Origin of the sequence: Arthrobacter sp. 2RAF6 (assembly GCF_052115205.1) — a bacterium.
In the GTDB taxonomy this organism is placed as follows: Bacteria; Actinomycetota; Actinomycetes; order Actinomycetales; family Micrococcaceae; genus Arthrobacter.
The window spans coordinates 13110-27423 of record NZ_JBFRGF010000017.1; the positions used below are offsets into that span (position 1 = coordinate 13110).

Annotated in this window: 16 protein-coding genes and 1 riboswitch; of the genes, 11 read left to right on the top strand and 5 right to left on the bottom strand. The window is 63.5% G+C overall.

What is annotated here, in order from left to right; genetic code table 11:
* Nucleotides 1-90 precede the first annotated feature (90 nt).
* Nucleotides 91-1032: an aminodeoxychorismate lyase gene (locus AB4Z38_RS13440; protein WP_441430178.1), complete on the top strand. Its 942-nt coding sequence runs from the start codon at nt 91-93 to the stop codon at nt 1030-1032.
* A gap of 140 nt (nt 1033-1172) precedes the next feature.
* Here the strand turns inward: AB4Z38_RS13440 and AB4Z38_RS13445 are convergent, their stop codons facing one another.
* Nucleotides 1173-1682, bottom strand: a complete 510-nt coding sequence (locus AB4Z38_RS13445) for a DinB family protein (protein ID WP_441430179.1) — start codon at nt 1680-1682, stop codon at nt 1173-1175.
* A 97-nt stretch (nt 1683-1779) separates the two neighbouring features.
* Here AB4Z38_RS13445 and AB4Z38_RS13450 point away from each other — a divergent pair, with 97 nt between their 5' ends.
* The 5 genes from AB4Z38_RS13450 to AB4Z38_RS13470 all read left to right on the top strand — a co-directional run bounded on the left by AB4Z38_RS13450 (nt 1780) and on the right by AB4Z38_RS13470 (nt 6453).
* Nucleotides 1780-2976, top strand: a complete 1197-nt coding sequence (locus AB4Z38_RS13450; protein ID WP_441430180.1) for an SLC13 family permease — start codon at nt 1780-1782, stop codon at nt 2974-2976.
* A gap of 109 nt (nt 2977-3085) precedes the next feature.
* Nucleotides 3086-3595: a PRC-barrel domain-containing protein gene (locus tag AB4Z38_RS13455; protein ID WP_441430181.1), complete on the top strand. Its 510-nt coding sequence runs from the start codon at nt 3086-3088 to the stop codon at nt 3593-3595.
* Nucleotides 3596-3782: 187 nt separating this feature from the next.
* Nucleotides 3783-5531: a GMC oxidoreductase gene (locus tag AB4Z38_RS13460; protein WP_441430182.1), complete on the top strand. Its 1749-nt coding sequence runs from the start codon at nt 3783-3785 to the stop codon at nt 5529-5531.
* A complete protein-coding gene (locus tag AB4Z38_RS13465; protein ID WP_441430183.1) occupies nt 5528-5929 on the top strand; it encodes a PAS domain-containing protein in 402 nt (133 codons plus the stop codon). Before AB4Z38_RS13460 ends, AB4Z38_RS13465 begins: the two co-directional genes overlap by 4 nt.
* On the top strand, nt 5926-6453 hold the full coding sequence (locus AB4Z38_RS13470; protein WP_441430184.1) for a cupin domain-containing protein: 528 nt from the start codon (nt 5926-5928) through the stop codon (nt 6451-6453). The genes AB4Z38_RS13465 and AB4Z38_RS13470 overlap by 4 nt, the downstream gene beginning before the upstream one ends.
* Nucleotides 6454-6607: 154 nt before the next feature.
* Here the strand turns inward: AB4Z38_RS13470 and AB4Z38_RS13475 are convergent, their stop codons facing one another.
* A complete protein-coding gene (locus AB4Z38_RS13475; RefSeq protein ID WP_441430185.1) occupies nt 6608-7639 on the bottom strand; it encodes an ornithine cyclodeaminase in 1032 nt (343 codons plus the stop codon).
* Between the two features lie 159 nt (nt 7640-7798).
* Nucleotides 7799-8287 (bottom strand): Lrp/AsnC family transcriptional regulator, encoded by a 489-nt coding sequence (locus AB4Z38_RS13480; protein ID WP_441430186.1) that lies wholly within the window; start codon nt 8285-8287, stop codon nt 7799-7801.
* On the opposite strand from AB4Z38_RS13480, the gene AB4Z38_RS13485 reads away from it, so the two are divergent.
* From AB4Z38_RS13485 to AB4Z38_RS13500, 4 genes are all read left to right on the top strand, one after another.
* The gene (locus AB4Z38_RS13485; RefSeq protein WP_441430187.1) at nt 8286-8645 is read left to right on the top strand and encodes a hypothetical protein; all 360 of its coding nucleotides are present in this window, start codon (nt 8286-8288) and stop codon (nt 8643-8645) included. The two genes, AB4Z38_RS13480 and AB4Z38_RS13485, sit on opposite strands and share 2 nt — an antisense overlap.
* A gap of 78 nt (nt 8646-8723) precedes the next feature.
* Nucleotides 8724-8836, top strand: a riboswitch (SAM riboswitch).
* A 10-nt stretch (nt 8837-8846) separates the two neighbouring features.
* On the top strand, nt 8847-9104 hold the full coding sequence (locus tag AB4Z38_RS13490; RefSeq protein ID WP_284983558.1) for a DUF1737 domain-containing protein: 258 nt from the start codon (nt 8847-8849) through the stop codon (nt 9102-9104).
* Nucleotides 9101-9511, top strand: coding sequence for a rhodanese-like domain-containing protein (locus AB4Z38_RS13495; protein WP_441430188.1), 411 nt, complete (start codon nt 9101-9103; stop codon nt 9509-9511). The genes AB4Z38_RS13490 and AB4Z38_RS13495 overlap by 4 nt, the downstream gene beginning before the upstream one ends.
* Nucleotides 9512-10720, top strand: coding sequence for an O-succinylhomoserine sulfhydrylase (locus AB4Z38_RS13500; RefSeq protein ID WP_441430189.1), 1209 nt, complete (start codon nt 9512-9514; stop codon nt 10718-10720). It abuts the gene before it with no gap.
* A gap of 4 nt (nt 10721-10724) precedes the next feature.
* Here the strand turns inward: AB4Z38_RS13500 and AB4Z38_RS13505 are convergent, their stop codons facing one another.
* On the bottom strand, nt 10725-11969 hold the full coding sequence (locus AB4Z38_RS13505) for a glutamate--cysteine ligase 2 (RefSeq protein WP_441430190.1): 1245 nt from the start codon (nt 11967-11969) through the stop codon (nt 10725-10727).
* A gap of 103 nt (nt 11970-12072) precedes the next feature.
* Nucleotides 12073-13596: a UDP-N-acetylglucosamine 1-carboxyvinyltransferase gene (locus tag AB4Z38_RS13510; RefSeq protein WP_441430191.1), complete on the bottom strand. Its 1524-nt coding sequence runs from the start codon at nt 13594-13596 to the stop codon at nt 12073-12075.
* 162 nt (nt 13597-13758) lie between these two features.
* Between AB4Z38_RS13510 and AB4Z38_RS13515 the strand changes: the two genes are divergently transcribed.
* Nucleotides 13759-14310 (top strand): GNAT family N-acetyltransferase, encoded by a 552-nt coding sequence (locus AB4Z38_RS13515; protein WP_441430192.1) that lies wholly within the window; start codon nt 13759-13761, stop codon nt 14308-14310.
* Nucleotides 14311-14314 lie beyond the last annotated feature (4 nt).

Sequence of the window (14314 nt, forward strand, 5' to 3'; positions counted from 1 at the left end):
CAAAGAACCAACCGTCAGCCCAGCCTATCTGGCGCCGCTCCCGACTGTTCGTCCTGACCATCCCTCCGGAGGCAGCACTAAGCTGGAAGCATGACTTTACCTGCCTCGACGGTCCTCGTTTTCCTGGATCCAGCGTTCGAAAACGGCCGTGTCGCCGATTCCAGCCAGCCGCAGCTCATGGCAACCGACCTGGGCGCCACCCGGGGCGATGGCGTCTTCGAGTCGCTGCTCGCCGTCGAGGGCCGTGCGCGCAAGGTGCAAGCGCACCTGAACAGGCTTGAGAGCTCAGCCCGTGCACTGGACCTCAACATTCCCGGGCAGGACGTCTGGCGCCGTGCCATCGACACCGCGATCACCGAATTCCGCGACGCCTTCCCCGCGCCAAGCCCAGCCGAGGACGAGGTAGTCGTCAAGCTTCTCGTGACGCGCGGAGTGGAAGGCGCGTCGACTCCCACGTGCTGGATCCAGGCTTCGCCGTCCCCCGCGGGCAGTCGCCGGCAGCGCGAGACGGGCATCGACGTCGTACTCCTTGACCGTGGCTTCGACACCGAGGCGGGCGACCGCGCCCCCTGGCTGCTGCTCGGCGCCAAGACTCTCTCCTACGCCGTGAACATGGCCGCCCTGCGCTACGCACATAAGCAAGGCGCGGACGACGCCATCTTCACCTCGACAGACGGCCGTGTCCTCGAGGGTCCGACGTCGACGGTGTTGCTCGCTCACATTGAAACGATCGACGACGGCGCCGGCCCGGTGCGCACCGTCAAGCGCCTCATCACTCCGCAACTGGACAGCGGGATCCTGCCGGGAACGTCCCAGGACGCGCTTTTCACCAAGGCAAAAGCAGCGGGATGGGAACTCGGCTACGGCCCGCTGGTCCCGGAAGACCTGTTCGACGCGGACGCGGTGTGGCTGATCTCGAGCATCCGGCTCATCGCGCCCGTCAACCATGTGGACGGCAGGGAGATCGGCACCCCGGCGATGCGCAAACAGCTGACAGCCGAGCTCAACGAGCTGTTCGCGGGAATCGAATAGGGTTTTCGCGACTGCTGCCTCCGCCTGCCCAAGTAATCCCCACCGGCTCCCAGCCTTCGCAAGCTCAGGCAGGGGGCCTCGCCGGCGTGGGCCCCCGCAGTAGATGTCGTTTGAGCGCCCTTAACGACATCTACTGCGAGCTAGTTGGGTGCGGTGATCTGCTCGCGCAGGATGTCTGCGTGCCCGCAGTGTTGCGCAAGCTCCCGGAGCATGTGGAGGTAAACCCAGCGCAGCGGGAGCGGACCGCGTCGGTTGCCGATGAGCATGTCGTCGAGCCCCAAGGACGATGTCGCCTGGCGCGATGCTTCGCATGCCTCACGGTGTGCTTGCTGGATCGTGGCGATAGTGTCGCCGTCATCGAGGATAAAAGACTCATCCGGCGTCGCAGGGATGCCGATCTCCGCGCGCGAACGGCACGTGATGGCTTCGTCGAACCAGACCTTCTCGACGAAGGTCGCATGTTTTACGAGGCCCAGCAGGGTGGTCCGGGACGGGACCAAGGACCGGCGCGCCTGTTCCTCCGTCAACCCGTTCAAACAGTCATTGAGCGCGCGCCGGTGCTCGTCGATGAATGCCTCGAATTGGATCCGAATTGGCTGGTTGAAGATGTCCTCGGCAAGCGTCACTGTTGCACCTATGTTTTCCGTCAAGCAGGGATTCAGTCAGTATGGACGTGATCCGAGCTTAGCGTGGCGATGATCGCTGTCCTGGGTCTGAGGATCGAGTGGCCGGGAATAGAATCCGTTCATGCGTCTGGCGATTATTGGAGCGGTTCTGCTTGGGGCGGGTGCCGTGGCGATCGCCACAGGCGCCCTGCCTTTCACCGACCTGATGGCACTCGTGGATCGGGTGGCTCCGATTCTGCTGTTCGTCGTCGCGATGACCGTTGTGACTGAGCTGTGCAGTGAGGCCGGGGTCTTCCTTTGGACTGCCCGTCGGCTCCGTTATTGGGGCCGCGGATACAGCATTCTCTTGTGGCTGCTCCTGGCGGTCTTCGCAACGCTGAGTACCGTTTTCCTTTCCTTGGACACAACAGCAGTGCTACTGACTCCGGTGGTGGTCAGTGTGACGCGGCAAGCCGGGCTGCCGGCCCTGCCCTTCGCCCTGACGACGGTGTGGCTGGCCAACACGGCAAGCTTGCTGCTGCCCATTTCCAATCTGACCAACCTTCTGGCCCAGCACAGCCTTGGCGGTATTACTCCGGGCGGGTTTGCTGGCCTGATGTGGGCTCCCTCCCTCGCGGCCGTCGTCGTACCGTTGCTGTTCATCGCCATCGTCTTCCGGCGGGATCTGCGCAACCGCTATTCACGGATCCCGGTCGGGCGGATCAGGCCAGATCAACCAGCAGCCGCGGATTCCCGGCCTGCGGCGGACCGGGTTCTTCTCGGGTGCAGCGCTGTGGTGCTGGCGTTGCTGCTGCCTGCCTTGGTATCCGGCGTCCCCGTGTGGATCCCGGCCCTGGCCGGGGCTGTTGTGCTGGGCGCGGTGTTCGCGTTCCGGCGCCCGCGGGTGCTCACGGTGTCGCTGATTCCTTGGTCCTTGTTGCTGTTCGCTTCCGGCCTCTTTCTGGTGATGGAGGCCGCCAGGCACCTGGGAGCTCCTGTGTTGTTGAGTCATCTGGCCGGACAAGGCCAGGGCTTCCTGGACCTGGTTCGGCTCGCTGCAGCGGGCGCCGCCGGTTCCAATGTGCTCAACAATTTGCCTGCATACCTGCTCGCAGAACCGCTCGCGGGGACGCCTGTGCGGATGGCGGCGTTGCTGATCGGAGTCAATGCGGGCCCGATCATCACTCCCTGGGCGTCCCTCGCCACCTTGCTGTGGCACGACCGGCTGATGCGCATGAATGTGCTGATTACGTGGAAGGGCTACGCGATCTTCGGACTGATTGTTGCGCCTCTGACGGTATTTGCGGCGGTGGCGGTGCTGGCGGCCACCGGCCAGTGAGTGCGTCCGGCACGCGCCTGCGCCTATCGCCGGGCGCGAAGAATCAGGACAGAATGTAGAACAGCTTGGCCGGCACGGCCGGAACCCCGATACGAGAAGGATGCGCCCCATGCTCAGCCTGCAGGACATCGACAACATCGTCCTCAACGGAGGGATTGTCGTGGACGCCGCCGGGGAGAAAATCGGCTCAGTGGAGCAGGTCTTCACCAGCGGTGATTCCGGGGATCCCGTCTTTGTCACCGTGCGGACCGGCTTGTTCGGCATGTCCGAGTCTTTCGCCCCGCTTTCCGGAGCCAGCCTTGAGAATTCGGTGATCAGGGTGGCCTTCGCCAAGGACAAAGTGAAGAACGGCCCGCGCATCGAGAGCGACCGCGGCCTGATCACGGAGACGCAGGAACAGGAACTCTACAGCTATTACGGGCTCGTGACCGAGGAGACCGCACCGGAAGAGTCTCAGCCTCTCCCACGGCCACATCCACTCCCGCATCCGCCGCACCTGCACGGCGGCCCCCCGCATCCGCCGCACCTGCACAAACATGTACCCCAGCCCCCGCACCCCGGCCCGGCCCCGCCGCATCGGCCACCTGGGCCCCCAGCGGAACCGGGACACCTTCAATAGCCGCGGCCTACCTGCCGGAGGACAGCGGGCCGGCAAATTTCGCTTGCCGAACTCTATTGTGCCGCCATGTCTGCGGTAGTTAACTAGTCCCGTGAACTCTGCTGGGGAAGGGTGATCTGCATCTCGGCCCAGTGGGCACCTGGTTTCACGGTGCCGTGGAATCAGCAAGTTGATGGAGGGCATCATTGTGAGTGCAGTTTCTTCGTCCCAGAATTTCAATCACGGTTTTCCCACGCCCGGACCCCAGGATCCCTCGCCCCAGAAGGTCATGGATCATGTTTTCTTCCTCTCCGAGGGGGAATGGAAAAAAGTCCGCGAAGAAGAACAATTCGACCACATCGTCATCGGCAGCGGTTTCTGCGCCTACGCCTTTGCTGAACGGACACTGACGGTCAACCCGCACGCACGGATCCTGATCATTGAACGGGGTCCGTTTTTCTTGCCACAGCATTTCCAAAACCTGCCGCTGCCCTACAAGGAGACCCTGGGAGGCCTCTCTGAGACCTTCCCCTGGACCTTGGCGGCTGCCACAGCCACCCAGCCGCCGGGCAGGATTTCCTGGCAGCACGGCATGGTCCCTTTCTACGGCGGACGCAGCATCATGTGGAGCGCGTGGTGCCCCCGCCCCGAGGAAGATGAGATGCGAGGCTGGCCACGGGCAGTGATGGACGCCGCCAAGTCGCACTTCACGTCGGCGGAAGACCTGCTCAACGTGGTTTCGGCGGACCAGATCGACGCCGGACGGTCGGCCGACGTCGTCGATCTCATCAACGACACCCGCCCCGTCTACGGAATCATGCAGAAAGCCCTCCAGGAACGGCTTGAGGCCGGCCTGCACAAGATCGATTCCGCCACCCGCAGCATGCCGGCTCCGCTCGCCGCGGCAACCGGCGCGACGTCGGGCGTGGACTTCGCGAAGTTCTCGACGCCGGCGGTCCTCCTGGAACTGACGGACAGGCAAGCTGCACTTGAGGCCCAAGGCAAGGGCGCCGCTCTTCGCATGGTCACGGACTGCACCGTGCTGAGTGTGCTCCAGCAGGACGGACGGGCGACGGCGTTGAACACCAACCGCGGAGTGGTTAACGTCGGCAACGCCAACCTGGTCCTGGCCATGGGCACTCTTCCGCCGGCAACCCTGGTCCTGAATTCCTTCCCGCAGGTCCAGGGCGCCGGTGGACACTTCAGCGCCCATTTCATCACCTCGGTGGTGGCCCGGGTTCCCCGCGGGGATTTTGATTTCAGCGAGCAACTCGGCGAGCTGGAACTGGCGGCCATCTATTTGGCGGGCAAGAGCCCGGCCGGCATGCAGTACCACGTGCAGCTTTCGGTCCTCTCGGACCGTTGCCCGGACAAGAATGCCCAGAAGTCCGAACGTTACGCCCCCGACGTCGTCGCCACGGCTTCGCTCGCGCAGCTTCGGTCCTCGGAGGACTACTTGGTGTTCGTCTGTGCCGTCCTCGGCGAGCTGGACGAAAGCAACCCGGAGAACCATTTGCGGCTTTCCGGCGGGGCGGACCCCACCTGCAACGTCACCTTGCAGGTGTTGGCCAGCGCCACCGACGACGACACGTGGGACACCATGGACGAGGGAACCTTCCAGATGCTGGAGCGGGTCCTGTCCCCCGCCGGCGCGGATCGCGTCGAGTACTGGCACGGAGATCCCGACGCCGGAACATGGGGCGCCGGGCGTCCAGCCATCCCGGAGCGCCGCGTACCGGGCTTGGTCCACGAAAGCTCGAGCCTGCCGATCGGCGAGGAGGAGGACGCCGTCGTCGGGCTCGACTATCGTCTCAACGGAGTGCAGAACGTCTTTGTCACCGGCGGCAGCCTCTGGCCCACCGGCGGGTCCTGGAACCCGACCATGACGATGGTGGCCCTGGCGCAGGACCTCGCCGAAAGACTGGAGGCCGACGGCGGAGCGGCGGCAGCGCCGTGACCGTCGCCCCTGCGCTGGACCCGGCGCTCCTTCCCACAGTTCCGCCTATGAGCGTCGCCGATGTGCTGGACCGGCAGGACGGCGTGTACTGGGTGGTGAAGGACGCGAATTCAGTCTTTCTGTGGGTCAACCAGAACTTCGCGGACCTGGTGGGCATGAGCAAGTCGGAGCTGATCGGGCACCAGGACTCGCGCGCTGAACACGTTGCCCACGACAAAGAAGTGATGGCGAGCGGAAAGCCGCTGCTCAACTTCCACGAATCCATCGCCGTCCCCAGCAAGGAGGGCGGCATGGTAAACGTGGACATCGTGACCCAAAAAGGGTTGTTGCGTGCCCTGGGCAGCAAGGAAATCATCGGGATCACCGTCTGCTTCTCACTGAAGGATCCGGTCACATGACTGGATTCGCTGAGGATTGGATCAAACAGCTGGACATGTCCCCCGCTAGCGTGGGCGGCTGGTTCGCGCCCGCGCTCGTGAGCAACGAGGATATCGCCGGTTCGGCGTTGCCTCCGCGCTTCGGCGTCGACCATCCGCTCTACAGTTCCAACTGGTACCTGCTGCAGGCGGGGGAGGTTCTCCAGTTGCACGCCCTCAAGCAGGACGAACTATGGTTCTTCCACCTGGGGACACCGATCAGGCTGCATGTCTTCTCCCGGGAGCTTGGACTTCAGGACTTTGGCTATTCCGAGGTCTTGTTGGGGCCGGATCCGGAAGCAGGCGAGACGTTGCAAGGAGTTGCCCCGAACTACACCTGGTTCGGTGCCGAGTTGGCCGGTCCGGGGTTCGCCTTGGTCAGCTGCAGCCTCTCACCGGGATACGAGAGATCGGACTCCGCGAAACCAACGGCACGGGACATCGAGTCGCTCGTTGTGAGGTTCCCCGTGCATGCCGAGCTGATCCTGCGCCTGGCGGCGGAGTAGCCGGGGTCAGCCGGGGTAGGCGGGATGCCCGGATAAAAACGTCTGGTGCGCCGGTTCTGGGGCCGGCGCACCAGGCTTCTTGCCCGTCTGACTCGCAGTTGTTGTCGTTTAACGGCCTGTTTACGACAACAACTGCGAGTCAGTTGGGGGTTTCTCAGGATCCGATGGGAGAAAGTGCCCGCACCAGGCCGAAGAGGTCCTTGGGGTCGTCGGGGTTTGCGACAAGGTCGATCTCCTCGAAGAATTCTGAACCCTCAACGGCGTCGCGGAGATACCGCAAGGCGGAAAAGTCCTCGATCGCGAAGCCCACGGAATCAAATATGGTGATCTGGTCCCTGGAGGTCCGGCCCGGCGCGTGCCCGCCCAGGACCTGCCAGAATTCGGTGACGGGAAAATCGGCGGGCATTTGCTGGATCTCGCCCTCAATCCGCGTCTGGGGGTCGTATTCCACAAAGACGTCGCCGAGGCCCAGGATGGCAGCGTCGAGTTCGGTCTTCCCCGGGCAATCGCCACCGATCGCGTTGATGTGAACACCGGGCGAGACCTGGTCTGCCGTCAGGATGGCGGCATTGGCCTTGTCCGCCGTGCACGTGGTGACGACGTCGGCGCCCTCCACTGCGTGGGCCGCCGAGCCTGCGATGGTGATGTCGAAGCCGAGCGGAGCCATGTTGCGGACGAACTTCTCCATCGCAGCAGGATCCGAGTCCCAGATCCTGACGGTGTTAATACCCAGGGCCGCCCGGAAGGCCAGGGCCTGAAACTCCGATTGGGTTCCGGTCCCGATCATCCCCATGGTGCGGACATCGGGGCGCGCGAGTTTCTTCGCGACCATCCCGGACGTAGCCGCCGTTCGCAGCGCTGTCAGCACTGTCATTTCTGCGAGGAACGTCGGATAGCCGTTGTGGACGTCGGACAGGACACCGAAAGCTGTCACGGTCTGGAAGCCACGCGCTGGATTCGAAGGGTGTCCATTTACATACTTGAAGCCGTATGTTTCCTGGTCGCTGGTGGGCATCAGCTCGATGACCCCAAATGGCGTGTGACTTGCCACCCGCGGGGTCTTGTCAAAAGATTCCCACCGCAGGAAGTCGTCTTCCAAGTATTGAATCATCTCGGAGATGATGGTCTCCGGGCCCCGCCCGGCCGTCCAGCGAACCATATTGCGGACATCGACAAAGCGCGTCATGTGCGCTCCTTTCCCTCATAAGTACTGTTGCTACGAGGCTACGGAGCGGCGATATGCATACACAATTGCCAAAGTATGTACTTTTCATTGAAAACATGTACAAAATGACGATACTCTTTTTACATAATGTTCAAGCGGGAAGCGTCCGTCATGCGGCGACTATCGCAGGACGGAACTGAGCAAAAGGCTCGTCTCGCTATTGACGATCCCCTCGATGCCGCGGATCCTCCCGAGTACCTGATCAAAGTCGCTGAGGCTTTCCGCGCGCAGCTCAGCCACGAGGTCCCATCCGCCGTTGGTGGTGTGCAGCGCCCAAATCTCGGGAAGTCCCCTGAGCTGGCGAATGACCTTGTCGGCCGATCTTCCCTCTACGGCCATGAGCGCAATGGCCCTAATCGCAAGTGGATCGACCTCGTCGCGCACCCTCGCAGTGAAACCAACGATGGTTCCAGAGGAGACAAGACGCTCGAGCCGGCTATTCACGGTGGCCCGAGCGATGCCCAGCTTACGCGCGAGGCTCGCCACAGACGCTCGGCCATCCTCCCGGAGGGCGGAGAGGAGCTGACGGTCAAGGTCGGTGAGTGCTGCCATAAAGATAAACGTATCGCCCATTCCCCAAGCGGCACTGAGTCCGTAGGGTATCGACATGAGCATCTACATCAGCCCCGACTCTGCTGCATGGTCTCTGACGGCCATGGCGACTGGTGCGTCAGCGGGATCAATCGATGATGCGAACGGTATGTCCAACCTGGTGAAGGAAATCTACGAGACAGAAGGTTTCGAAGCCCTGTCGGGTGTGGTTTTTGCCTTGGCTCATCACAACAGCCTCTCGCTGCATGCACTCGCCACGGCCACCGGGATATCCGTCCACGAGCTGCTGGAAATCCGGAAGCATCAAGGTTCCACCTTTCATCACTCCCCAACGGGAGTAGCGTCACGCTTTGACGCCGTTCCACCGCGGATCCAGGCAAGCCTGGAACCGTTGCCCAATGAAACCGAAGCCTAGGGCCGGCTGCCGCCCGGTTACGGAACATGACGACGGCCGGTGATGCGGGCCGCCGTCGTGGATGTTATTTTCTTCTTGAGTAATGAGCACCAGCGCGAAGCCCTGACTTGCTGGTCGGCAACCCTCTCTCCGGCGGGGTGCCTCAGGTGACTACTCGGCGTATCGACACTTTCGAACTGCAAGCGTGACTGAGGAGCACCAATGCCTGAACCCACCGAAGAAAAACTCTCCTACCGTCTCATCACGGGCCCTGACACCAAGGAATTCTGCGAGCGGATCTCCACCGCCCTCGCGGAGGGATACGTGCTGCACGGCAGCCCGGCCGCGACCTTCAACGGCAGCGACGTGATTGTGGCGCAGGCCATTGTCCTGCCCGCGGCGATCGCCAGCGCTGACGCAGCAGTTGCCAATGCCGTGGATCAGCTTGACGAAGAGTTCGACGGCGAGGGCCACGCATGAGCTATGCAGGCGACCTCAGCCCGCACGACGCCTGGGCCAAACTGGAGCAGGGCGCCATCCTGGTGGACGTCCGTACCGAAGGCGAGTGGGCACACATTGGCATCCCGGACACCAAAGCCACCGAAAACGATCCCCTGTTCATCCAGTGGAACCTTGCCGGCGGGATCCCCAACTCACGCTTCATCGACGATCTGAAGCAGCAGGCTCCGGAAGCAGATGGCACCGAGCTGGTCTTCCTCTGCCGCTCCGGCCAGCGTTCCATCGCTGCCGCCATCGCCGCAACGCAGGCTGGCTACACCTCGTACAACGTCCTTGAGGGCTTTGAGGGCGAGCCGGACCGCTACGGTGAGCGAACCGTGAACGGCTGGAAAAACCGTGGACTTCCGACGAACCTGGGGAACATCTAAGTGACTTTCAATCCTGACGCCGCCGGCTGGAGCCCTGGCACCCAGGCAGTCCGCGGCGGTCTTGACCGCACCAACTTCCAAGAAACGTCCGAGGCCGTCTTCCTGAACTCCGGCTTCGTCTACGAATCCGCCGCAGCCGCGGAGCGCGCGTTCACGGGCGAGGACGAACGCTTTGTCTACTCCCGTTACGGCAACCCCTCCGTAGCCACCTTCCAGGAGCGGCTCCGACTGCTCGAAGGCACCGAAGCGTGCTTCGCGACGGCGTCGGGCATGTCTGCTGTCTTCACCGCCCTCGGTGCATTGCTGGCTGCCGGTGACCGCGTGGTTGCCGCCCGCTCGCTCTTCGGCTCCTGTTTCGTCATCCTCAACGAGATCCTGCCGCGCTGGGGCGTCGAGACCGTCTTCGTCGACGGGCCTGACCTGGACCAATGGCGTGCCGCGCTGTCCGAGCCGACAACGGCAGTGTTCTTCGAGTCGCCGTCGAACCCCATGCAGGAAATCGTGGACATCGCCGCGGTGAGCGAGCTTGCGCACGCGGCCGGCGCCACCGTCGTCGTCGACAACGTCTTTGCCACTCCCCTGCTGCAGCGCTGCGGCGATCTCGGCGCAGACGTGATCGTCTACTCGGGCACCAAGCACATCGATGGCCAAGGCCGGGTCCTGGGCGGAGCAATCCTGGGTACCAAGGAGTTCATCGACGGTCCCGTCAAGCAGCTCATGCGGCACACCGGACCCTCGCTTTCCGCGTTCAACGCCTGGGTCCTGACCAAAGGCCTGGAGACCATGGCGCTGCGCGTCAACCACTCCTCGGCGTCTGCGTTGCGGATCGCCGAATGGCTTGAGGAACAGCCGGCCATCAGCTGGGTCAAGTACCCCCTGCTGAAGTCGCACCCGCAGTACGAGCTCGCCGCAAAGCAAATGAAGGCCGGCGGAACCGTGCTCACCATTGAGCTGCTCCCCTCTGCGGGGCGATCGGCAAAAGAGGCCGCCTTCGCACTGCTGGACGGGCTCGCCGTCATCGACATCTCGAACAACCTGGGCGACTCCAAGTCCCTCATCACCCACCCCGCCACCACCACGCACCGCGCCATGGGTCCGGAAGGCCGCGCGGCCATTGGCCTGAGCGACGGCGTCGTGCGGCTTTCGGTGGGGCTGGAGGATGTGGACGACCTCATCGGGGACCTGGAGCGGGCCCTCAAGCAGGTCTAGGCGGTTAGCCCGGCGCTTCGCGCCAGTCCTGGCGCACCCAGGTGAGGACGGGCAGCGGCTTGGTGTCGCTCTCGTCCTTCTCCGAGCGCATCGTGATCTGAACGGCGTGCTCGACGACGGCGGCCAACCCGGCGGCGTCGGGCGCGCCCCCGTTGCTCTCGCTCCAGCGCTCGGCAACACCACGCTGTTCGATAGCGCCGTTGCCACGGCCTAGGATGGCTGCCACACCGGTTTGGACCAAGTCGAATTCACCTTGTTCGGCGAGCACGGGCTCCAGATACTCCACCAACGACCAGACGACGTCCGCGGCGGGCTCCGGGCGGAACGTTCCAAAGTCCAGCAGTTCGGTGCGCAGTCCAAAATTGCTTGCCTGCCAGGACGCCATCCGCAAAAGGGCCGTGGGCACGGCGGCCGGCTCTATTCCGGCATGGTACTCACGAACGGAAGTTTCAACCAAGGCCCTGACGAGCACCGCGATGAGCGCCGCATCCTCGGCCCGTAGGCAGACATCGGCCACCCGGACCTCCACCGTGGGAACGTGCCGGGACAGCCTGGCGTCGAAGTAAACCATCCCCTCGTCCAGCAACACTCCCGTTTCGATGAGCCTCCTGACAACCCGCCGGTACGCTGCCAAGGAACCGAAGATGGCTGATGGCCCCGACGAGGGCCAGCGGTTCCACGCCTGCGTCCGGTAGCTCTCAAAACCCGTAGCCAGGCCGCGCCAGTAGGGCGAATTGGCGCTGATGGCGGTGAAGACAGCGAGCTTGTCCCGGATGCGGTCCAGGACCATCACGCCTTCCTCGGGGGACTCGATCGAAGTGTGTACGTGGAATCCGCACGTGAGCTGTTCGTGCGCCGTGATGCCGAAGCGTTCGAGCATGATGGCGTACCGGGGATCCGGAGTAGTGTGCAAAGCGGCGTCCACCGGTGAGGTGGCCAACGCGGCGATCCTGGCGCCGTGGCGCCGGGCCGCGTGGCTCGCGAGGCCCCGCGCCCTGCGGATCTGGTGCAGGAGCTCGGCGTAGCTGCGGCATGGCCGGGTCTGGGTTTCGATCTGCTCAAGCTTGAGCTCATGGCTTAGGCCGGTATCAGGGCCGTCGATCTCCTCAAGGGTAGGACCGGTTTCGGGGCCATCCTGGGCGGGGCCATCCTGGGCGGGGCCCGAGAGGAGCGCGTCGGCAAGGGCGAGCGGCTCGCCGGTCACGGGATCGACGATCAGCAATTCCTCTTCCACACCAAAAGTGCGCACGGATCAATTGTGCGCCATGGCAGCCTTTCGGACACAGCTCGGGATTTTGCGGCCCGCCCGAAGGATTCTGCTGGAGGTCCGAAACGTGCAGAATCCGACGTAGTCAGTCCTGGAAGTACTCGATCTTGGCGCCAATGGTGTTGAGCCGCTCGGCCAGGTCCTCGTATCCGCGCTCAATCACGTAGATGTTGCGCAACTCGGACGTGCCGCGGGCCGCCAGCATGGCCAAGAGCAGGCAAGCGGCGGGTCGAAGTGCCGGAGGGCATCCGACTTCCGCGCCGCGCCATTTGGTGGGGCCATTGACGTAGATGCGGTGCGGATCGAGCAGTTGCACCTGGGCGCCAAGCTTGTTGAGCTCGGTCAAGTAGATCGCCCGGTTCTCGTAGACCCAGTCGTGGATCATGGTCTGGCCCTCGGCGTTGCCGGCGATGACCGCGAAGAACGGCAAGTTGTCGATGTTCAACCCGGGGAACGGCATCGGATGGATCTTGTCCTCCGGGGCACGCAACCGTGACGGCTTGGTGGTGACATCCACCAGGCGCGTCCGTCCATTGCGAGCAAAGTACTCGCCGGAGATGTCGAGCTGCTGGCCCATCTGCTCAAGCGTGGCCAGTTCGATCTCCATGAACTCGATGGGGACCCGGCAGACGGTGACCTCCGAGTTGGTCACGATGCCCGCAGTGATGAGGCTCATGGCTTCGATCGGGTCTTCGGACGGGAAGTACTCAATGTCGACGTCGATCGCCGGGCGTCCCGTGATCTTCAGGGTGGTTGTCCCGATGCCGTCGATCACCACGCCGAGCCCCTGCAAGTAGAAACAGAGGTCCTGCACCATGTAATTGGGGCTGGCATTGCGGATCACGGTGGTACCACTGCGGTGCGCGGCGGCCATGATGGCATTCTCCGTCACGGTGTCACCGCGCTCCGTGAGGACAAAGGTCCGGTGGTCGCCGTCGGCCGGTGGGGCTTGCACGGAATAGAAGCCGGACTTGGCCTCCACCGAGAGTCCGAACTGCCGCAACGCCTGCATGTGCGGTTCCACGGTTCGAGTCCCGAGATCGCAACCGCCGGCGTAGGGCAGTTGATACGAGGCCGCCTCATCCAAGAGGGGACCCAGCAGCATGATGACGCTGCGGGTGCGACGTGCGGCTTCCACGTCCATGGAGGCGAGGTCCAGGGTCTCCGGGCGGCGGATGCGCAGATCGTTGCCGTTCAGCCAGGTGCACTCGACACCGATGGAGGTCAAAACCTCGACGATCCGGTTGACTTCTTCGATCCGGGCGAGCCGACGCAAGGTGGTGGTGCCGCGATTGATGAGGCTCGCGCAAAGCAGAGCGACGCCGGCATTCTTGCTGCTGTTGACGTCCACGGAGCCGGAGAGCGTGCGTCCGCCCTCTACGCGCAAGTGGGTCATCTGCCGTTTGCCGACTTTGACGATGGTTCGCCCGAAAATCGACTCAAGACGCTCGATCATGCGGAGGCTGAGATTCTGCTTGCCCTGTTCCATTCTGGCAATGGCGCTTTGGCTGGTGCCCAGTTCCGAAGCGAGCTGTCCCTGTGTCCAGCCCTTTTCGCCACGGGCGTCGCGAAGAAGGAGACCTACATGTTCGGCAGTCGGTTGCGTCATGATCAATAAATATCACAAATGGTCTACCGATGGCAGGTTTTGTGATGCAACACGCCGATTCTGCCGGATGATAGTCGCCTCGTGCGATATGAACGTCCCGGCGGCCACGTGCACCGCGCCGAGGATTGACAGGCGGACGCCCGCCGCGAGAGGCTCTCTCGAATGAAGGCCAGCGGCTTTTCCAGCAAAAACCCCGCCCCGAGTTTCGAGCGCGCAGGGCTTGAGCTTGAAGTCCGCCCGGCCAAAGTCAGCGACATAGCCCACATCTTCGATATCCAGGCCCAAGCGGGCCGCTCCCTTCCGGACGCCACAACGCTGACGCCAGCCATCGACGACGACGCCCGCCTGGTGGTGGTCGCTTTCGCTCGGGGAACATCCGGCGTCGGGGACGTTGTCGGCTGGGGGAAGACCCACTACTGGGACCATCCCGACGGTCCGGCGTCGGAGGGGCGCTATCTGGGCGGGGTCGCCGTGCGGCCCGATTACCGACGCAGCGGCGTCGGAACCGCCCTTACCCAAGCCCGGCTGGATTGGATATGGCGCCGCACATCGGAAGCCTGGTACGTCGTCAACGCGTCCAACCTCGTGTCAATCGAACTGCATCGGCGCTGGGGGTTCGTGGAAGTCGCCAGAGCGTCGGGCTCTCACACCACAACGTTCGACGATGGCGTCGGCATACTAATGCGGGCGGCCCGCCCGACAATACCCAAGTGACTCG

Excerpts from the sequence above, each read along its gene's own strand:
- AB4Z38_RS13440 (WP_441430178.1), top strand. The coding sequence starts at position 91 with ATGACTTTACCTGCCTCGACGGTCCTCGTTTTCCTGGATCCAGCGTTC.
- AB4Z38_RS13450 (WP_441430180.1), top strand. The coding sequence starts at position 1,780 with ATGCGTCTGGCGATTATTGGAGCGGTTCTGCTTGGGGCGGGTGCCGTG.
- AB4Z38_RS13455 (WP_441430181.1), top strand. The coding sequence starts at position 3,086 with ATGCTCAGCCTGCAGGACATCGACAACATCGTCCTCAACGGAGGGATT.
- AB4Z38_RS13470 (WP_441430184.1), top strand. The coding sequence starts at position 5,926 with ATGACTGGATTCGCTGAGGATTGGATCAAACAGCTGGACATGTCCCCC.
- AB4Z38_RS13475 (WP_441430185.1), bottom strand. The coding sequence starts at position 7,639 with ATGACGCGCTTTGTCGATGTCCGCAATATGGTTCGCTGGACGGCCGGG.
- AB4Z38_RS13485 (WP_441430187.1), top strand. The coding sequence starts at position 8,286 with ATGAGCATCTACATCAGCCCCGACTCTGCTGCATGGTCTCTGACGGCC.
- AB4Z38_RS13480 (WP_441430186.1), bottom strand. The coding sequence starts at position 8,287 with ATGTCGATACCCTACGGACTCAGTGCCGCTTGGGGAATGGGCGATACG.
- AB4Z38_RS13490 (WP_284983558.1), top strand. The coding sequence starts at position 8,847 with ATGCCTGAACCCACCGAAGAAAAACTCTCCTACCGTCTCATCACGGGC.
- AB4Z38_RS13495 (WP_441430188.1), top strand. The coding sequence starts at position 9,101 with ATGAGCTATGCAGGCGACCTCAGCCCGCACGACGCCTGGGCCAAACTG.
- AB4Z38_RS13510 (WP_441430191.1), bottom strand. The coding sequence starts at position 13,596 with ATGACGCAACCGACTGCCGAACATGTAGGTCTCCTTCTTCGCGACGCC.
- AB4Z38_RS13515 (WP_441430192.1), top strand. The coding sequence starts at position 13,759 with ATGAAGGCCAGCGGCTTTTCCAGCAAAAACCCCGCCCCGAGTTTCGAG.